The organism is Xanthomonas sp. MLO165, from assembly GCF_018831305.1.
Taxonomy (GTDB): Bacteria; Pseudomonadota; Gammaproteobacteria; order Xanthomonadales; family Xanthomonadaceae; genus Xanthomonas; species Xanthomonas arboricola.
Genome location: NZ_CP029263.1, coordinates 374,688 through 394,253, shown reverse-complemented (window position 1 = coordinate 394,253; position 19,566 = coordinate 374,688). Strand labels below are relative to the sequence as shown.

Genomic DNA, 19,566 nt, shown 5'->3' with positions numbered 1-19,566 from the left:
TAGATAGTAGACCACACCTCTTATCAATACCTACTGGAGTTCACCATGGCACACACCTCCCCCCTGATCCTCGTCACCGGCGCCAGCGGGCAGCTGGGCGCATTGGTGGTCGACGCTTTGCTGGCGCGTGTCCCGGCCGCTCGGATCGTAGCAACGGCCCGCGATACTGCGTCACTCGCGCAGTTCGCAAAACGCGACATCACCGTGCGTCGCGCCGACTACGCGGACCCGCAGAGCCTGGATCAGGCCTTCGCAGGCGTGGGTCGAGTGCTGCTGGTGTCGTCCAATGCGGTGGGCGAACGCGTGCCGCAGCACCGCAACGTGATCGAGGCCGCCAAGCGTGCCGGCGTGGAGTTGCTGGCCTATACGAGCGTGCTGCATGCCGATACCAGCACGCTGGCGCTGGCACCCGAGCATGTGGCCACCGAGGCGCTGCTGCGCGAGAGCGGCGTGCCGCACGTGCTGCTGCGCAATGGCTGGTACACCGAGAACTACACCGGCTCGATCGCGGCCGAGGTGGCGCATGGCGCGGTGATCGGCAGCGCCGGCGAGGGCAGGATCAGTGCGGCCACGCGCGCCGACTATGCCGAGGCCGCCGCAGCGGTGCTGGCCGCCGACACGCCGCAGGCCGGCAAGGTCTACGAACTGGCCGGCGATACGGCCTTCACGATGGCCGAGTATGCCGCCGAGGTGGCGCAGCAGTCGGGCAAGCCGGTGGCCTATCACGACCTGCCCGAAGCCGACTACGCGGCGGCCTTGGTGCAGATCGGCCTGCCGGCTGCATTCGCACAGGTGTTGGCACAGTGCTCGGCCTCCTCGCGCGGCGGCAGCCTGTTCGACGACAGCCACACGCTGAGCCAGCTGATCGGCCGCCCGACCACCCCGCTGCGCGATGCGGTGGCGGCGGCATTGCAGGCTCAGCCGGCCGGCTGAGCCGAGCCCTCGCACGGTGTTGCGCGACACCGTGCAGCCGCACCGGCCTGGCGCTACGCCACGCGGTGCGTGATCCGGCAAAGGCGGGCGATGACCCGCCTTTGCCATGTTTCTGAGTCATCGTCCCTTGCCCACGCGTTGGTGACGACGACAGCACGCCATGGCCTTGCACAGCACGCGCTTCGGCCTTTGCGTCGGCAGCTGCTCCTGGCGGCACCATCTGCCCAAGGCACCGCAGGCCCGATGGCCGGCGGCAGCAACCAAAGCGTCACATCGGCGCCTGGTGCCCACGCGCGCACCGCTGGGCCCGCCTTCTGCACGTCGCACAACTGACACGCGCCAGACACGCAGCTGACACAGCGTTGCGCAGTGCGGGGCCGTCGATGTCACCAAACTGACATCAAATCTAAATATAACTGCACGCATTGCCGCACCGTCAGGACGACCGGGCGCCTGGTGGGCGTGCCGGTGCCGTGTTCGCCGCCCGCCGGGCAGCGCCGGCCTGACGCTGCCGCCGACCCGTTTCCCTTGCACGAGCCGGACCAATGAAAAAACGCAATCTCGCCACCGTCCTGTGCGCCCTCAGCGCGACCGCCAGCGGCAGCACGCTGGCCGCCGAGCTGGAGCTGTACGTCGACCGCAAGACCAAGCAGATCTTCGCCGAGCCGGCCCCGGGCCGCGACAAGCTGGGCAAGTTCGTGCAGGTGGACGAGAACGGCAAGCTGCCGGCGTCGGCGATGCCGTCCGCACCGGCACTGCCGCCCGCCCCTGCGGCAGCGGCGCCTGCCGACACCGCCATCGCCCAGGCCGCACCTGCACCCGTACCGGCTGCGGCACCGGCCAAGGCTGGCGAGGCCGGCAAGAAGTGGTACGACAAGCTGAGCCTGCGCGGCTACACGCAGATCCGCTACAACCAGGGCATCGGCGGCGACGCGCAGGATCTGCGCGCACCCGGCGACCGCTTTATCGGCAACGACCAGAGCCTGGGTATCCGGCGTGCGCGCCTGGTGCTGAGCGGCGATCTCAACGAGCACGTGTCGCTGTACTTCCAGCCGGACTTTGCGAGCACGCCGACCGGTTCGACCACCTCCAACTTCGCGCAGCTGCGCGATGCGTATGCCGACATCTACTTCGACAAGAAGCGCGAGTACCGCGTGCGCGTGGGCCAGTCGAAGATGCCGTACGGCTGGGAGAACCTGCAGTCCAGCCAGAACCGTCTCACCCTGGACCGCGCCGACGCGCTCAACTCCGGCCTGCGCGACGAACGCGATATCGGTGCGGTGTTCTACTACAGCCCCACCGTGGCCAAGGGCCGCTTCCAGGACCTGGTCAAGTCGGGCTTGAAGGGCTCGGGCGACTACGGCGTGATCGGTGCCGGCGTGTACAACGGCCAGGGCGCCAACCGCGCCGAGCGCAACGACAGCATGCATGCGGTGGTGCACGCCACCTACCCGTTCAAGTTCGCCAACGGCCAGTACCTGGAAGTGGGTGCCGATGCCTACAGCGGCCGCTTCGTGCCGACCGCGGCGGCAGTCAACATCGGTGGCCGCAGCTTCACCCCGGCCATCACCGACCCGAACGGCTACACCGACCAACGCGTGGCCGCGCACATCATCTACTACCCGCAGCCGTTCGGCCTGCAGGCCGAGTGGACAGTGGGCCGCGGCCCGGAGCTGGATGTCGCACAGCGGCGCATCCGCACCCGTTCGCTGAGCGGCGGTTACGTGCAGGCGATGTACAAGCACGATGGCAGCTACGGCACCTTGCTGCCGTACCTGAAGTGGCAGACCTACCGCGGCGGCTCCAAGTTCGACACCAATGCGCCGCGCATGCGCCTGGACGAAGTGGAAGCCGGCGTCGAGTGGCAGCCGATGGATGCGCTGGAACTGGTGTTCGCCTACTCGAAGATGAAGCGCACCGACGTCACCACCGCGCCGTATCCGGTGGTGGAAGGCGACTTGCTGCGGCTGCAGTTGCAGGTCAATTACTGATCCCCTGCAACGTGATGGAAGACCAACAAGCCCCCGCATGCGGGGGCTTGTTGGTGGTTGTGTCGCTAGCCGTGGTGGCGACGTGCGTCGGCACGATGGCGCTAGCCGCGGCCCTGTCGCTTCGGCCGCCCACCCAGCGCCAGCACCGGCGCGCTAGCGGGCTGCCAGTTCCGCGCGAATGATGTCCGCGCCTGCGCTGAGGGCCTTGAGCTTGCCTCTTGCAACGTCACGGGCCAGAGGCGCCATCCCGCAGTTGGTCGACGGGTAGAGCTTGTCGGCATCGACGAAGCGCAGCGCCTTGCGCAGCGTAGCAGCCACTTCTTCCGGCGTTTCGATCGTATTGCTTGCCACGTCGATGGCCCCGACCATCACCTTCTTGCCGCGCACCAGTTCGATCAGGTCGATCGGCACATGCGAGTTGTGGCACTCCAGCGAGATGATGTCGAGCGTGGATGTCTGCAGCTTGGGAAACGACTCTTCGTACTGACGCCACTCCGACCCCAGGGTCTGCTTCCAGTCGGTATTGGCCTTGATGCCGTAGCCGTAGCAGATGTGGACGGCGGTCTCGCACTTGAGTCCTTCGACCGCACGCTCGAGGGTGGCAACACCCCAGTCGTTGACCTCGTCGAAGAAGACATTGAAGGCCGGCTCGTCGAACTGGATGATGTCCACGCCGGCCGCTTCAAGCTCCCTGGCTTCCTGGTTGAGGATGACGGCAAATTCCCACGCCAGCTTTTCTCGGCTTTTGTAGTGCGCGTCGAAGAGGGTGTCGATCATCGTCATCGGGCCAGGCAGCGCCCATTTGATCGGCTGGCGGGTCTGCTGGCGCAGGAACCTGGCATCGTCCACGAACACCGGCCTGGGACGGCTCACCGCGCCAACGACAGTGGGGACGCTGGCGTCGTAGCGATTGCGGATCCTGACGGTTTCGCGCTTTTCGAAATCGACGCCGCTGAGGTGTTCGATGAAGGTGGTGACGAAATGCTGGCGGGTCTGCTCGCCGTCGCTGACGATGTCGATGCCGGCGTGCTGCTGTTCCTGCAGCGACAGGCGCAATGCATCCTGCTTGCCTTCGATCAGTTCCTCGTCCTGTAGCTTCCAGGGAGACCAGAGTTTCTCCGGCTGCGCGAGCCAGGACGGCTTGGGCAGGCTGCCGGCGGTGGAGGTAGGGAGCAGCTTTTTCATGATGAGTGGTGTCTTGCGTTCTTGTTGATCAGACAGCGTGGTGGGAAACCCACTGCGCGAGAATCTTGCCGTAGGGCCTGATGAAGTGCTCCTCGGTGAATTTGCCCTGCGTCACCGCGAGCTGGCTGCGCTCTTCCCGGTCGTAGACGACCTGGGTAGAGGAATAATCCTGGTGCTTCAGGCTCGGCTGGTAGATGGCCCCCGCCGCGGAATTGGCGTTGTAGATCTCCGGGCGGTAAATCTTCTGGAACGTCTCCATGGTGCTGATGGTGCCGATCAGCTCCAGGTTGGTGTAGTCGTTGAGCAGGTCGCCGAAGAAGTAAAAAGCCAGCGGGGCGACACTGTTGGGAGGCATGAAATAGCGCACCTGCAGGCCCATCTTCTCGAAGTAGCGATCGGTCAGGGAAAATTCGTCCTGCCGGTATTCGATGCCGAGCACGGGGTGCCGGTTGCCGGTTCGGTGATAGACCCTGCTGCTGGAGACACTGATGCAGATGACCGGCGGCTTGGCGAAACGCGCCGTGTAGGCATCCGAGTCCACGAAGTGCTTAAACAGCTTTCCGTGCAGGCTACCGAAATCATTCGGGATGCTGAAGCCGGATGCGTCCTGATTGTGTGCCGGCAGCAGCACACTGAAATCGTAGTCGCGCACGTAGGAGGAAAAATTGTTCCCTGCGATGCCATCGATGCGCGCGCCGCTCGTCTTGTCGAGGATGCTGGGCTTCAATATCTCGATCAGCGGAAATGCATCGCCGCTTTCGTTCTCGCCGATGTTCATCTCGACAGAGATGATGTCCAGCTCCACCGCGTAGCGGTCGCGGGTGGGGTTATCCCAATGCGCCAGGTCGTTGCAGCGGTTGTTGATCATCGCAAGCGTGTTGCGCAGGTTTTCCTGCCGACGCTGCCCCCTGGCCAGGTTGGCAAAGTTCGTTGTGTTGCGCGTGTTGGCCGCGGGACGGTAGTCCTCGTCAAACCGCTGACGTTTGATGCTGAAGGTGAATTCCTGAGTCATTGCAAGCTGACGCCTTGTTTCCGAAATTGAATAGGAGCGCAGGTCTCGGCGCATGGGTGGATCCCTGCTGGATGGATGCCGGGACTCTGGATCTGCGGACAGTTGCCAACCGATCCTGTAGCCGGCGCGCAGTGTTGACCCGCCGCGCAACCGTGGCCGGGTGGCCTCAGGCCGCGGCCACGTTTTCTGCGGCAATGGCACCTGCCGGCCGCGTCAATGCGATCAGCGGCAGTGCGCGCTGTACCGCCAGCCTGGCTCGCTCGGCCAGGGCCTCGTTGTGCACGCGGTAGTCCAGGAAGTCGTGGTCGGTGGCGTAAACGCCCAGCGGCAATGTGCGCGCCTGGAAGAAGCTGAAAAGTGGCCGCAACTGGTGGTCGATCACCAGCGCATGGCGCTCGCTGCCGCCGGTTGCCGCCAGCAGCACCGGGGTGTCGATCAAGGCATCCTGGTGGATGAAGTCGAAGAAGTGCTTGAACAGCCCGGTGAAGGAGCCGCGATAGACCGGCGTGGTCACCACCACCACGTCCGCCTGCTCCACGGCGGCGAGTTCCTGCTCCACCGTTGCCGGCAGCTGCGAGCGCCAGACCGCACCGGCGAACTGTGGCGCCAACGCCCCGAGTTCGACCAGATGTTGCTCGCACGGCACGGCAGCGGCGATCAGCGCCAGCAGGTGCTCGGCCAGGGCGACGGCCTTGGAGGGGCGCTGCAGCCCGCCGGAGACCGCGACGACGCGGAGGGGGTGTGGCACGTTGACAGTCATGCGGGTTGACCTGAGACGACGAAACCCGATGCTAGGGCTCGCGTTCAATGAAGTAAAATGGTGTTATTTCAACAATCCATGAATTCGGATCATCTGAATGCTTGAGCGCATCCATCTCACCATCGTCCAGCAGGTTGAGCAGCAAGGCTCGCTGACCGCCGCTGCCGGCGTGCTGAACCTGACCCAGTCGGCGCTGAGCCACAGCATGAAGAAGCTGGAGCAACAGCTGGGCACCGACGTGTGGCTGCGCGAGGGACGCAACCTGCGCCTGACCCAGGCCGGCCAGTACCTGCTGGCGGTGGCCAACCGGGTACTGCCGCAGCTGGACCTGGCGGAGGAGCGCCTGGGCCAGTTCGCACAGGGCGAACGCGGCGCGCTGCGCATCGGCATGGAATGCCATCCCTGCTACCAGTGGCTGCTCAAGCTGGTGGCGCCCTATCTGGCCACCTGGCCGGATGTGGATGTGGACGTCAAGCAGAAGTTCCAGTTCGGCGGTATCGGCGCGCTGTTCGGCTACGAGATCGATCTGCTGGTCACGCCCGACCCGCTGTACAAGCCCGGGCTGCGGTTCGAGCCGGTGTTCGACTACGAGCAGGTGCTGGTCGTGGCCAAGGGCCATGCGCTGGCGTCGGCCGCCTACGTCAAGCCGCAGCAGCTCACACGCGAGGTGCTCATCAGCTATCCGGTGGACCTCGAGCGCCTGGACATCTACAGCCAGTTCCTGCTGCCGGCCGGTGTCACGCCCAGGCGCCACAAGGCCATCGAAACCACCGACATCATGATGCAGATGGTGGCCAGTGGCCGCGGCGTGGCCGCCATGCCACGCTGGCTGGTGGAGGAATACGCCGCCAGGATGGACGTGGTGCCGGTGCGGCTGGGTGCGCGCGGCATCCCCAAGCAGATCTTCCTGGGCGCACGCGAGGCGGATATCGCCGTCGACTACCTGCGCGCTTTCATCGAACTGGCCCGCCAACCTGCCAATGGCACCGCCACGACATCCGGAGCCCACTGATGGATACCACCGCAACCCGCACGCCACTCCCACTGCCTGCCGGCCACGACAAGGTGTTGCTGCATTCCTGCTGCGCGCCATGCTCCGGCGAGGTGATGGAGGCCATGCTGGCGTCCGGCGTCGACTACACCATCTTCTTCTACAACCCCAACATTCATCCGCGCAAGGAATACGAGCTGCGCAAGGACGAGAACATCCGCTTTGCAGAGCAGTGCGGCGTGCCCTTCGTCGATGCCGACTACGATCGGGACAACTGGTTCGAGCGGGCCCGCGGGATGGAGAACGAACCCGAGCGCGGCGTGCGTTGCACCATGTGCTTTGACATGCGCTTCGAACGCACTGCGCTGTATGCGCACGAGCACGGCTTCCCGGTGATCACCAGCTCCCTGGGCATCTCGCGCTGGAAGAACATGCAGCAGATCAACGACTGCGGCGTGCGCGCTGCGGCCAGGTATCCCGGCCTGATGTACTGGGAATACAACTGGCGCAAGGGCGGCGGTTCTTCGCGCATGGTCGAGATCAGCAAACGCGAGAACTTCTACCAGCAGGAATACTGCGGCTGCGTCTATTCACTGCGCGACACCAATCGGCACCGCGTGGAAAGCGGGCGCAATCGCATACAACTGGGCGTGAAATTCTACGGCGATGCGGAACAGGACGATTGAGTGCAAGCGGGTCTTGGGCGCGGCCGGGATTTCGACGTGTTCTCTGGCTCCCTGCCCGCTCGATCAGGGCTGACGCAGCGACGCAGCCACTCACCACCACAGGACGGCAACACCCTTGATCGACCCGGACACGCCCAGCCTCGCCAGCACCATCACCGAGGCCTATTCGCTGGAGGTCAGCGCAAAGCACATTGCCGGGCTGGCTGCAGCGGCGCCCCGGATCACGCGTGGCGCAACCATTGCCATCCCCTACTTGCCCAACCAGGACGACGATGCGCGGCTGGCCGCAGCACGGATGGTGCGCGCACTCGGCTTTCAGCCGATGCCGCACCTGTCCGCGCGCCGTATCGCCTCGCGCGAGCAGCTGCATGCCTTTGTCAGCCGCGCCGTCGATGACGCCGGCGTCGAGCGCTGCCTGCTGATTGCGGGCGATCCGCCTGCTCCGCTCGGGCCGTTTCCGGACAGCTTGTCGCTGATCGATACCGGGATCTTTGAGCGCTCCGGCATCCGGACCATCGCCGTGGCGGGGCATCCGGAAGGGCATCCAAGCATGCCTGCAGCCGATCGATGGGAGGTGCTGCAGCGCAAGTGTCGCAGCATCGCCGAGCGCGGCATGGCGCCGCTGATCGTCACCCAGTTCGCGTTCGATGCCGACATCGTGCTGACGTGGTTGCAGGCGCTGCGCGCGCGCGGCATTGCACATCCCGTGCGTGTGGGCGTACCCGGTCCTGCCGGCGTGGCGGTGCTCGCACGCTATGCCGCCAGCTGCGGTGTCGGCGCATGCGCATCGATGCTGTCCAAATACGGCATCTCGCTCGGCAAGCTGTTGGGCACCGCAGGGCCGGATCGTTTTGTGGAACGGCTGGCCACTGGCCTGACTGATGCGCACGGCGAGGTCCGCATGCACTTCTACCCGTTTGGCGGCATCGCGCAGACTGTCGCGTGGGTAGAGCAGTACCGCTCCCGCTCCGCGCGCGTTTAGGCGGACTGAGGCGCGCCGAATTCGGCGCTGCATAGCGACCGCAGACCTGTGCGTTGTAGCAAGCAATGCGTTGCAGGCCTCGCCATGTCTAAGACCCAGATCACAATCTTTACTTTTTAGTTTTGGCGTTTTGTTTGCTGCGCGTGAGGTGTTGCAGCGCACAGCAGACCTGTCACAAGCACGCGGTATAACCATCGGCGAATCGCGGCGAGGGGGCGCTGCATCCGATGCCGTTGCCATGCGCAGCGGCATCGCTTCTGCAACGTTCAAGGAGAGATGTCGCCATGCCGAAGCCGTCGCTGTTGTCCTTGCTGTGCACCCTGTCGCTGGTCTCCACGCCGCTTGCCGCGGCCGAGCTGCAACCCAAACAACTGGCTGGCCCACCGGAGGAGTTCGCGCAGATGCGCGCGCCCGATCCGGCCGAGTCGGCGATCCTGTCCAAGAGCGCCTTGCTGCCGGTGGAGTTGACGCCGGCCGGCAAGTCCGCACGCTGGCACGGCACCTTGCCGGTGGAAAACGGCCATCTGCGTTTCATGGTGCTGGCCGGCGACCAGCCGTGGGAGGCGGCGGTGACTGCACCACGCGTTGCCGGCGCACGTGCAGCTGCTGTTGCACCGCAGCTGCAGGCACAACGCACACTGCTGGGCAGCGCCGAGAGCGGCACCAGCGGCATGCGTTACGCGGTGGAGTCCGCGCAGAACGGCAACTGGGCGCTGACGCTGCAATCGGCGGCGCCGGTGGCGCAACGCGGGTATGTGCTGATGGAAGGCGATGCGCGCACGCAGCTGGCCTCGTACCCGCGCCATCGTCGGCAGCAGGTCGGCCAGTCGCTGACGCTCAACGCCTTGCTCAGCGGCAACGATGCAGGCGGCGCGAGCTTGCTGGCCGCGCAGGCGGGGCAGATCGAGACAGCGAGCCTGCGTGTGATCGACCCGCAAGGCGGCATCCGCACGCTGCCGATGGCCGATGACGGGCAGCACGACGACGGTGCTGCCGGCGATGGCGTGTATGGCGGCACGTTCCAACCGACAGCCGAAGGCACCTGGATCGCACAGGTGATCGTGCGCGGTCGCGACCAGGCCGGGCAGCCGTTCGTGCGCACCAGCGAGCATGTGTTGCCGGTGCTGGATACCTCCCTGCGTCTGCTCGGCAACGCGCTCAGCGCACGCGCTGCCGACGGCACCCGGCTCAGCATTGCCTTGCCGGTCGCCGCGCGCGGCAAGGCACCATCGCATTACCGCGTGTTTGGCCAGGTCTGGGGCACCGATGCCAAGGGCAAGGACGTGCCGGTGGCATGGATCGGCGGCATGCTGACGCCGCAGCAAGGCCAGCTGCCGTTGAGCCTGGACGAACGCTGGGTCGCGCGTGCCGGCGCACGTGCGCCGTTTACGCTGCGCGGGCTGCGCATCGAAGACCCGGACCATTACATCCCGCTGGTACAGGCCGACACGCTGCCCTTGCAGCTGCCCGCGTTGCGCCGCGCCAGCATTGCGCGCTCTGCCGCCGCGATCGACGAAAGCATGCGCATGGGGCCACGTCCGACCACGCTGGCCCGTGCCACTGCGATGGCGCAACCGCAGGCCGCGGGGTCACAACTGGTGCTGGTGCATGGCTATTGCTCCAACGGCGTGTGGCCGCAGGCGCAGTTCACCAATGCGTCCTCGTTCCTTGATGCCAAACAGAACCGCAGCAACGACCAGTTCGCACAGCGCTTGGCGCAGTTCGCCAGTCAGTGGTCCTCGTTCGCGACGGTGGCGCACAGCCAGGGCGGCATGGCCGCGCTGCATCTGTACACCTACTACTGGAGCGGGCTGGATAACGCCACAGGTGGGCGGGTGATGCAGTCGGTCGGCACGCCGTACCAGGGCACCAATCTGTCCGGCATTCTGGCGGCGGTGGGCTCGTGGTTCGGCGTGGGTTGCGGCACCAATACCGACATGACTTACGACGGCGCCAAAGCCTGGCTGGCCGGTATTCCGGCCGATGCGCGCGCCAAGGTCAACTACTACACGACCTCGTTCGCCAAGACCAACTGGTACACCAACGACTACTGCAACGCGGCCTCGGACCTGGTACTGAACGACCCGGAAGATGGCACCGTGGAGCAGGTCAACGCGCAGCTGCCGGGCGGCGTCAATCGCGGCCACACCACCGGGCAATGCCACACCACCGGCATGCGCGACCCGGCGCAGTACCTGGATGCCAGCCGCAATGCGGTGATGAACGCCAACGCCGCGAAGTGATGCGGTTCTAGCAATGATTGAACGCTGTGGGTGCATCGGTTTCTAGAGCGGATGATCTGCGGCTTGGTTGCAAGGCCCTTGCCCGCCCACCCTCGCGGGACACGCCGCAAGTACGTCCATGTAGGCTCTTACGCGGCATCCATGCCGCGTAAGGTCCCGCGACGGTGAGCGGGTAAGGACCCGTTGAGATGGTCGGTGTGCGTGGCTGCAAGCGGTGCATGAACTGCGCTGATCGAATCACCGTACGTTCGATCAACCCCTCACCATTTTTACATCCCAACCCGAGCAGCAGGCGGGCTTTCAACACATAAGCCACAGACTGTTGATTTGCCACCGCAAGCCGAGCAACAAGCTCTTAAGAAAGCAGCCGACCAACTCTCTGGTGCGGTGTCCTTGCCGGTTGCGGGACCCTCGGCGGCATGGATGCCGCCGAGGAGCCTCCACGGATGGATTCACGGCGTGTCCCGCAAGCGGTGAGGGCATCGCACGCTCAACCCACCTAGCTTTTGACTCAAGGCTTGGAGCGCGCCTTGACGGAGCTAGGGTTCGAAGGCTTGGTTGCTTTATGCGTGGTGTCGCGATGCACTTGGACTATGTGGATAGATCAGGTGTAGAGCTGCTGATCTACGGCTTGGCTGCAGGGCCCTTGCCCGCCCACCATCGCAGGACACGCTGCAAGTACGTCCTTGTTAGCTCTTACGCGGCATCCATGCCGCGTAAGGTCCCGCGACGGTGGGCGGGCAAGGACCAGTCGAGATAGTCGGTGTGCAGGGTTTTAAACAAAGATACCGATCAACTCTCTGGTGCGGTGTCCTCGCCGATTGCGGGACCGTGTGGCGGCATGGATGCCGCCACCGAGCCCCCAGGGATGGGTTCACGGCGTGTCCCGCAAGCGGTGAGGGCACCGCGCACTCGACCGACTCAGCTTTTGATTTCGGTACAGCGGTCGAAAGGTTTTACTAGCCACTCCAAGCCGCTTCGGAAGCCCACAGTTCTGCATCCGCGCCTGCAGGAATAAACATCGGCGCGGCCGGATCGGTGGCTGCGCGCCAGATGGCCTGCGCGACATCGATCGACTGCGTTTCGGGGCCGGCGGATGCGCTCATGCGCGCCATCGTCTGTTGCATAAACGTTCCATAGACCTCGTCATCAAGACCGCGAAGACCCGCGCGGGCATTGGCACGAAATTCCGTCTCCCCGCACGAGCCCGGCGAGACGATGCGCACGCGGATACCGAAGTCCTCCAGCTCGGCGGCCAGCGATTCGCTCAGCGCATTCACCGCGGCCTTGGCTGCGCGGTAGGCACCGATCAGTGGGAGGGGTTTGAGCGTTGCGCTCGACGACACGTTGACGATGACCCCGGCGTGGCGCGCACGCATCTGCGGCAAGACCGCCTGGGTTACCGCAAGCGTGCCGAAGGTATTGGTCTCGAACAGATCACGCACCGACTGCAGGCTTGCCAGTTCCAGCGGCGCGGGCGCACCGGAGCCTGCATTGTTGACGAGAACGTCGACCGTGCCGGCCGCAGCGATCGCGGCCTGGATGCTCGCGGCATCGGTGACATCGAGCTGCAACACCCTCATTCGTGGCGACGGAGGAAACAGGTCTTCGCGTGGAGTGCGCATGGTGGCGACCACATTCCAGTCGCGCTCTAGGAAGTAATTGGCGGTCGCCAAGCCAAAGCCGGATGAGCAACCAGTGATGAGTACGGTTTGCATGAAGCGCCCTCGGTGATGTTGTGAGGGATGTACGTTAGGCGTCGAACATCGTACTTGCGATATTCTGAAGTGCTTAATTCATTTGCGAGAGTCCAATGCTGCCCGACCCGCTTACCGAGGTTGTCCTGCTGCTCAGGCCGGCGGCACGGTTTTCCAAGCTTGTCGTGGGCGCCGGTGCGTGGTCGGCACACCGCTCCGATGCGCCAGGCCCGTTTTATTGCGCAGTGATCGAAGGGACGTGCCGGCTGACGCTCGAAGATGGCGAGGCGCGTGTTCTTGAAGCAGGCGACTTCGTGCTGGCACCGGCCATGCTGGCCGTCACGCTCTCCAGCCTGCAGGCGTCGACCGGGCAGGCCCACACGGTGCCGACCAACATGGGCGATGGCACTTTCCGTATCGGCGCGCAGGACGGCCCGGCGGATCTTCGCATCGTGATTGGGCATTGCAGCTTCGGCTCGCCCGATGCCGCGCTACTGGTGTCGCTGCTGCCCCGGCTGGTGCATGTGCGCAGCGAGCCGCGACTTACCACGCTGGTGACTCTGGTTGGCGAAGAGGCACGTGCAACCCGGCCCGCACGCGAGGTGGTGCTTGCGCGGCTGTTGGAGGTGCTGTTGATTGAAGCATTACGCTCGCTGACAGCGAGCGACACGACGCCAGGACTGGTGCGCGCGTTATCCGACGCGCGGCTGGCGGCGGCAATGCGTGCACTGCACGGTGCACCGGCGCATGCGTGGACGGTCGATGCATTGGCGAAGGAAGCGGCGCTGTCGAGATCATCGTTCTTTGCGCGCTTCAACCGGGCAATGGGCATGGCGCCGATGGAATATCTGCTGGCATGGCGCATGGCGCTGGCAAAGACGCTTCTGTCAGAACAAGGGCTTGGCGTAGCGCAAGCCGCGCAGCGTGTGGGGTATGGCTCGGCAAGCAGTTTCAGCGTTGCCTTCACCCGCCATACCGGCAGCCCACCATCGCAGTACGCGCGCGAGCGTGCTGCAGCGCCTGCAATGTCTGCAATGTCTGCAGACGCTTTGTAACGGCATCAGGTGTGCCAGACCCGAGCGCGCAGTGCCGCCTGCAGCTGCAGTGAGAAACAGCTGCAACTGCAGGCAAGTGCCCTCGCACTGGCGCATCGATGCAGGGCTACTGTTGCGGTTGCGATTGCGCATCGGCGCCGCCGCCGAGCACCTTGTACAAGGTCACCCGGTTGCTTGCTTCGGTCAGCCGCAGGCTGATCAAGGTCTGCTGTGCGCTATAGAGCGAGCGTTGCGCGTCCAGCGCCACCAGATAACTGTCCACGCCGTTGCGGTAGCGCGCATCCGACAGGGTGAAACCGCGTTGTGCCGCATCCACCAGGGCGCGCTGCGCGTCCATGCGTTCGTCCAGCTGGGTGCGCTCGGCCAGCGCGTCGGCCACTTCACTGAAGGCGGTCTGGATCGCCAGTTCGTATTGGGCGATGGTGATGTCCTTCTGCAGCTTGGCCACATCCAGTTCGGCCTTCAGGGCGCCGGCGCGGAAGATCGGCAGGCTCACGCTGGGCGTGAACGACCAGGTGTGGTCGCCATCGAACAGGCTGGACAAGGCATCGCTGCCGCGCCCGACATTGCCGGTCAGCGAGATGGTGGGGAAGAACGCCGCACGCGCCGCGCCGATGTCGGCGTTGGCGGCCTTGAGCGTGTGCTCGGCCGACAATACGTCCGGGCGCTGCAACAGCACGCGCGACTCCAGCTGCGCCGGCAACGGTGCCAATGCCACGCCGCTCTCGATCGCATCGGCAGCCGGCAACAACGCCGCCGGTACCGACGTGCCCACGACCAGGTTCAGCGCATTGCGCGACTGCGCCAGCTGTGTGGTGAAGCTGGCGACATCGGCGCGCGCGCTTTCCACGCTGGTCTGGATCTGCGCCAGATCCAGCCCGGAGACGATGCCGTTGTCGTGCTGCAATTGGGTCAGGCGCAGCGTCTTGCGCTGGCTCTCCAGGGTCTGCTGGGCAAGTGCCAGCCGCTGCTGATCGGCGGCCACGGTGAGCCAGTCGCTGGCCACCTCGGCCACCAGGCTCAGGCGGGTGCTGCGCTGGGTCTGCTCGCTGGCCAGATAGGTCTCCAGCGCTTCGTTCTTGAGGCTGCGGATGCGCCCGAACAGGTCCAGCTCCCAGCTGCTGATCCCCACCTGCCCGGTGGCGCTGCGGATGATCTGCGGCGCGCCGGTGAAACTGGTCGCGGACGCAGCACGTTGCGCCGTGTGCGAGACGCTGGCGTCCACCGCGGGAAACAGGTCCGCACGCTGGATGCGGTACTGCGCACGTGCCTGCTCGATATTGAGCACGGCCACACGCAGGTCGCGGTTGTTGTCCAGCGCCAGTGCGACCACCTGTTGCAGGCGCGCATCGACCAGCACCTGCCGCCAGTCCAGCCCAGCCGCAGCGGTAGTGCGGCCATCGGCACTGTCGCCATGGGTCACGCTGCCGGTGTCGCCGACCACGCCGGGCACCGGCGCATCCGGGCGCGCATATTGCGGCGCCATGCTGACGCAGCCGCTCAATGCGATGGCACAGGCCACCGCCAGGCTGAGGGATGTCGTGCGCATCATGGCGTTACCTCGGAGGTGGAAACGACGGGGGGGTGCGTGGCCGCCTTGCCGGGAAACAGGCTGCGCACCATCACGTAGAACAACGGCACGAAGAAGATGCCCAGCACGGTGGAGGCCAGCGTGCCGCCGAGCACGCCGGTGCCCAGCGAATGGCGTCCGCCGGAGCCGGCGCCGCTGCTGATCACCATCGGCAGCACGCCGAGCATGAAGGCCAGCGAGGTCATCAGGATCGGGCGCAGGCGCATGCGTGCGGCGTGCAGGGTGGCCTCGATCAAGGGCTGGCCTTTCTCTTCCAGCTCCTTGGCGAACTCCACGATCAGGATGCCGTTCTTGGCGGCCAGGCCCATCGTTGCCAGCAGGCCGACCTGGAAATAGATGTCATTGGACAGCCCGCGCATCCAGGTCGCCAGCAGCGCGCCGACGATGCCCACCGGCACGGCCAGCATCACCGAGATCGGGATCGACCAGCTCTCGTACAACGCGGCCAGGCACAGGAACACGAACACCAGCGACACCGCATACAACATCCAGGTCTGGGTGCCGGCGGCCTGTTCCTGATACGACATGCCCGACCAGGCGTAGCCCACGCCCTTGCCCATGCCGTCCACTTCGCCGGCGACCGCGGTCATCGCATCGCCCGAGCTGATGCCGGATGCGGCGCTGCCGGTGATCTCCATCGATTCGCTGCCATTGAAGCGGGTCAACACCTGCGGCGCATACGCCCAGGCGCTGCTGGCGAACGCGGAGAACGGCACCATGGCGGCGTCGCTGTTGCGCACGTACCAGCGGTCGATATCGCCGGGCAGCATGCGTGCGGACGCTTCGCCCTGCACGTACACGCGCTTGACCCGGTTGTTGTTGAGAAAATCGTTGACGTAGCGCCCGCCCATCACCGTGGAGAGCGTGGTGTTGATGTCGGCTGCGGCCACGCCCAGCGCGCCGGCCTTGGCATCGTCGATCTGCACGCGGTAGGTCGGCGCGTCGTCCAGGCCGTTGAAGCGCACCGCCGTCAGGTTCTGATTGCCGTTGGCCAGCTGCAGCAACTGCTTGCGCGCTTCCACCAGCGCCTCGTGGCCGTTGCCGGCGGCATCCTGCAACTGCAGGGTGAAACCGGAACTGGTGCCCAGCCCGTTGATGGCCGGCGGCGTCAATGCAAACACCTGCGCGTCGGGCAGCGTCATCATCATCGCGCCGGTGATGCGCTGGGCCACCTCCTGCGCCGAACCCTCGCGGTCGGCCCAGTCCTTCAGGCGGATAAAGCCCATGCCCGAGTTCTGGCTGCTGCCGGCCAGGCTGAAGCCGGAGATGGTCATGATGCCCTGCACTTCCGGCTGCTTGAGGATGAACGCGGTAGCCTGGTCGATCGACTGCTGGGTGCGTTGCTGGGTGGCACCGGCCGGCGCACTGAACATCACCATCAGCATGCCCTGGTCTTCCTCGGGCAGGAACGCGCTGGGCAACCGCCAGAACAGCAGGCCAAGCACCACCAGCAACAGTGCGTAGACCAGCGAGCCGAGCTTGCGATGGCCGACCACGCGCTCCACGCCACGCCCATAGCGCTCGGTACCGCGATCGAAGCGGGTGTTGAACCAGGTGAAGAAGGTGCCCAGCGCGCCCTTGCGCGAGACATGGCCGCCCTTGTCGATGGGCTTGAGCAAGGTGGCGCACAGCGCCGGACTCAGGGTCAGCGCGACCACCAGCGAGAGAATCATCGCCGCGGCAATGGTCACCGAGAACTGCCGATAGATCTCGCCGGTGGCGCCGCCGAAGAAGGCCATCGGCAGAAACACCGCCGTGAGTACCAGCGCGATGCCGACCAGGGCGCCGGTGATCTGGCCCATCGAGGTGTGCGTGGCCTCGCGCGGCGACATGCCCTGCTCGGCCATCAGGCGCTCGACGTTTTCCACCACCACGATGGCATCGTCCACCAGCAGGCCGATCGCCAGCACCATCGCAAACATGGTCAGCGTGTTGATCGAAAAGCCCAGCAGTGACAACACCCCGAAGGTGCCCATCAGCACCACCGGCACCGCGATCACCGGCACCAGCGTGGCACGCCAGTTCTGCAGGAACAGGTACATCACCACGACCACCAGCACGATCGCTTCGATCAGGGTCTTGACCACTTCCTCGATGGAGATGCGCACGAACGGTGTGGTGTCGTAGGCGACCTCGTACTTCAGGCCGGCCGGAAAATACGGCTTGAGTGCATCCAGCTTGGCTTCCACCAGCTTGGCTGCGTCCAGCGCATTGGTACCGGTCGCCAGTTGCAGGCCCATGCCCGAGGCGGCCTTGCCGTTGAACTTGGAACTGGACCCATAGGATTCCGAGCCCAGCTCCACCCGCGCGACATCGCGCAGGTACACCGTGGCGCCGCCGGCATCGGACTTGAGCACGATGTTCTCGAACTGCGCCGGTGTGCGCAGCTTGCTGCGCGAGGTCACCGTGGCATTCAACTGCTGGCCCTGCAGCGCCGGCAATGCACCTAGCGCGCCGGACGAGACATCGGCGTTCTGCGCGGCGATCGCGCTGCTGACATCCGAGGGCATCAATGCGTAGGTGTGCAGTTTTTCCGGATCCAGCCAGACGCGCATCGCGTACTCGGCACCGAACACGTTGACGCTGCCGATGCCGTTGAGGCGGCTGATCGGGTCCTGCAACGAGGACACCATGTAGTCACCGATATCGGTGCTGTCCATGCTGCCGTCTTCGGAAGTAAAGGCCAGCACCATGAACATGCTGCCGCTGGCCGACTTGGTCACGGTCACGCCGTTGGTCTTGACCTCGTCGGGCAGCAGCGCCTCGCCTTGCGACACCTTGTTCTGCACCTGCACCTGCGCGGTATCCGGGTCGGTGCCGGACTCGAACGTCAGCGTGAGTTGCGCAGTGCCCGCCGAGCTGCTGCTGGAGGACATGTAGAGCAGATTGTCCAGGCCTGTCATCTGCTGTTCGAGGATCTGCGTGACCGAGTTCTGCACGGTCTCTGCGGAGGCACCGGTATAGGTCGCACTGACCGTCACCGAGGGCGGTGCGATGTCCGGGTATTGCTCCAGCGGCAGCGAGAAGATCGAGATCGCGCCGGCCAGCGTGATGACGATGGCGATGACCCAGGCGAAGATGGGACGGTCGATGAAGAAACGAGCCATGGGATTTCCTCAGTCGGCCTTGGGCGTGGCGCTGGCCGGCGCTGCAGGCGTCGGCGTGGCCGCACGCGCAGCGGCAGCGGCAGCGGGTGCGCCTGGTGCGGCTGCAGCGGCTGCATTCGGCGCTGCCGCTGTGGTGACTGTGGTGGCGCTCACTTCGCGCGTCTTCACCGGCATGCCGACCTGGATCTTCTGCAGGCCCTGCACGATTACACTCTCGCCCGCAGACAGCCCTTCGCTGACCACCCAGCGATCGCCCACCGCATCGCCGGTCTTGAGCACGCGCTGCGCCACCTTGCCATCGGCGCCGACCACCATCGCCACCGCCTCGCCCTTGCTGTTGCGGGTGACGGCCTGTTGCGGCACCAGGATCGCCTGCTCGTTGACCGCCATCGACAGCACCGCCTTGACGTACATGCCGGGCAACAGCAGATGGTCGGGGTTCGGAATCACCGCACGCAGCTTCACCGTGCCGGTGGTGGCATCCACCGCGGTGTCCACCACTTCCAGCGTGCCGGTGCGCGCGTAGGCAGTGCCGTCTTCCAGCAACAGCTTGACCTCGGCCTTGCCATCGACCGCCTTGAGCTGGCCGGCATCGAGCTTGCGCCGCAGCTGCAGCAGCTGGGCACTGGACTGGCTGACATCCACATAGATCGGATCGAGCTGGTTGATGGTGGTGAGCACATCGGTCTGGTCGGCGGTGACCAGCGCGCCCGGGGTGAAGCTCGAAGTGCCGATACGGCCGCTGATCGGCGCGGTGATGCGGGTGAAATCCAGATTGAGCTTTGCGGTCTGCAACGCCGCCCTGGCCGCGGTGACTGCGGCCTCGTTCTGACGCAAGGTGGCGGTGGCGTCGTCGCCGTCCTGCTGGCTGACCGCATCCAGCTTGACCAGCGTCTGATACCGCTGCGCCTTGGGCCTGGCCGAGAGCACCGCCGCTTCGGCCTGCGCCAGTTCGCCTTGCGCGGACGCATACGCAGCCTGGAACGGCGCCGGCTCGATCTGGTACAGCACCTGCCCGGCCTGCACCCGCTCGCCTTCGGTAAACAGCCGCTTGCGCAGGATGCCGCCCACTTGCGGGCGCACCTGCGCGCTTTGATAGGCCACGGTGCGCCCGGGCAGCGTCTGGTCCAGCGCCAGGCGCTGCACGTCCACGCGTTGCACGCCCACTTCCACTTGCCGCTGCTGCGGCGCTTGCGCAGGCGAACACGCCGCCAGCGCGACGGTGATCATGGCGGCCAGCAGCCACTGACGCGGCACCACGGCAGAACGGGAGGAAGCAACGCAACGCATACGGCGCACTCGGGAGTGATCGGAGGATGCGCACGCTACGCTG

Annotated in this window: 14 protein-coding genes and 1 pseudogene; 8 read left to right on the top strand and 7 right to left on the bottom strand. The window is 65.4% G+C overall.

The annotated features are described in order from the left end of the window. The first annotated feature begins 45 nt into the window (after nt 1–45). Nucleotides 46–933 carry an SDR family oxidoreductase gene (locus tag DGN21_RS01695; protein ID WP_215825093.1) on the top strand — a complete coding sequence of 296 codons (888 nt, stop codon included), beginning with the start codon at nt 46–48 and terminating at the stop codon, nt 931–933. A gap of 545 nt (nt 934–1,478) precedes the next feature. Next, nucleotides 1,479–2,924, top strand: coding sequence for an OprO/OprP family phosphate-selective porin (locus DGN21_RS01690; protein ID WP_184577835.1), 1,446 nt, complete (start codon nt 1,479–1,481; stop codon nt 2,922–2,924). A 153-nt stretch (nt 2,925–3,077) separates the two neighbouring features. Here DGN21_RS01690 and DGN21_RS01685 read toward each other — a convergent pair whose 3' ends face one another. The 3 genes from DGN21_RS01685 to msuE all read right to left on the bottom strand — a co-directional run bounded on the left by DGN21_RS01685 (nt 3,078) and on the right by msuE (nt 5,881). Continuing rightward, a complete protein-coding gene (locus DGN21_RS01685; RefSeq protein ID WP_039513239.1) occupies nt 3,078–4,109 on the bottom strand; it encodes a methionine synthase in 1,032 nt (343 codons plus the stop codon). A gap of 28 nt (nt 4,110–4,137) precedes the next feature. Beyond that, a complete protein-coding gene (locus DGN21_RS01680) occupies nt 4,138–5,121 on the bottom strand; it encodes a DUF1852 domain-containing protein (RefSeq protein ID WP_215825092.1) in 984 nt (327 codons plus the stop codon). Between the two features lie 166 nt (nt 5,122–5,287). Continuing rightward, nucleotides 5,288–5,881: an FMN reductase gene (msuE, locus tag DGN21_RS01675; protein WP_184577832.1), complete on the bottom strand. Its 594-nt coding sequence runs from the start codon at nt 5,879–5,881 to the stop codon at nt 5,288–5,290. Between the two features lie 97 nt (nt 5,882–5,978). Between msuE and DGN21_RS01670 the strand changes: the two genes are divergently transcribed. The 5 genes and pseudogenes from DGN21_RS01670 to DGN21_RS20125 form a co-directional block, all read left to right on the top strand. Beyond that, entirely contained in the window at nt 5,979–6,893 is a 915-nt protein-coding gene (locus DGN21_RS01670; RefSeq protein ID WP_039513234.1) for a LysR family transcriptional regulator, read from the top strand. Next, nucleotides 6,893–7,558, top strand: a complete 666-nt coding sequence (locus DGN21_RS01665) for an epoxyqueuosine reductase QueH (protein WP_039517469.1) — start codon at nt 6,893–6,895, stop codon at nt 7,556–7,558. The genes DGN21_RS01670 and DGN21_RS01665 overlap by 1 nt, the downstream gene beginning before the upstream one ends. Nucleotides 7,559–7,673: 115 nt before the next feature. Then, nucleotides 7,674–8,540, top strand: coding sequence for a methylenetetrahydrofolate reductase (locus tag DGN21_RS01660; protein WP_024938837.1), 867 nt, complete (start codon nt 7,674–7,676; stop codon nt 8,538–8,540). 284 nt (nt 8,541–8,824) lie between these two features. Next, nucleotides 8,825–10,783, top strand: a complete 1,959-nt coding sequence (locus DGN21_RS01655) for a choice-of-anchor X domain-containing protein (RefSeq protein WP_184577831.1) — start codon at nt 8,825–8,827, stop codon at nt 10,781–10,783. Nucleotides 10,784–11,561: 778 nt separating this feature from the next. Continuing rightward, nucleotides 11,562–11,746: pseudogene (locus DGN21_RS20125) on the top strand (hypothetical protein); the annotation flags it as partial. Here DGN21_RS20125 and DGN21_RS01650 read toward each other — a convergent pair. Beyond that, nucleotides 11,743–12,501, bottom strand: coding sequence for an SDR family oxidoreductase (locus DGN21_RS01650; protein ID WP_184577828.1), 759 nt, complete (start codon nt 12,499–12,501; stop codon nt 11,743–11,745). The pseudogene DGN21_RS20125 and the gene DGN21_RS01650 overlap by 4 nt on opposite strands. A gap of 98 nt (nt 12,502–12,599) precedes the next feature. Here DGN21_RS01650 and DGN21_RS01645 point away from each other — a divergent pair, with 98 nt between their 5' ends. Beyond that, complete coding sequence (locus DGN21_RS01645) at nt 12,600–13,535, top strand: AraC family transcriptional regulator (RefSeq protein ID WP_104593749.1); 936 nt, start codon at nt 12,600–12,602, stop codon at nt 13,533–13,535. Between the two features lie 106 nt (nt 13,536–13,641). On the opposite strand, the gene DGN21_RS01640 is transcribed toward DGN21_RS01645, so the two are convergent. The 3 genes from DGN21_RS01640 to DGN21_RS01630 are packed head-to-tail and all read right to left on the bottom strand — an operon-like array spanning nt 13,642 to nt 19,523. After that, a complete protein-coding gene (locus DGN21_RS01640) occupies nt 13,642–15,087 on the bottom strand; it encodes an efflux transporter outer membrane subunit (protein ID WP_305803654.1) in 1,446 nt (481 codons plus the stop codon). After that, the gene (locus DGN21_RS01635) at nt 15,084–18,233 is read right to left on the bottom strand and encodes an efflux RND transporter permease subunit (RefSeq protein ID WP_184577822.1); all 3,150 of its coding nucleotides are present in this window, start codon (nt 18,231–18,233) and stop codon (nt 15,084–15,086) included. Before DGN21_RS01635 ends, DGN21_RS01640 begins: the two co-directional genes overlap by 4 nt. A gap of 9 nt (nt 18,234–18,242) precedes the next feature. Next, on the bottom strand, nt 18,243–19,523 hold the full coding sequence (locus tag DGN21_RS01630) for an efflux RND transporter periplasmic adaptor subunit (protein ID WP_305803659.1): 1,281 nt from the start codon (nt 19,521–19,523) through the stop codon (nt 18,243–18,245). Nucleotides 19,524–19,566 lie beyond the last annotated feature (43 nt).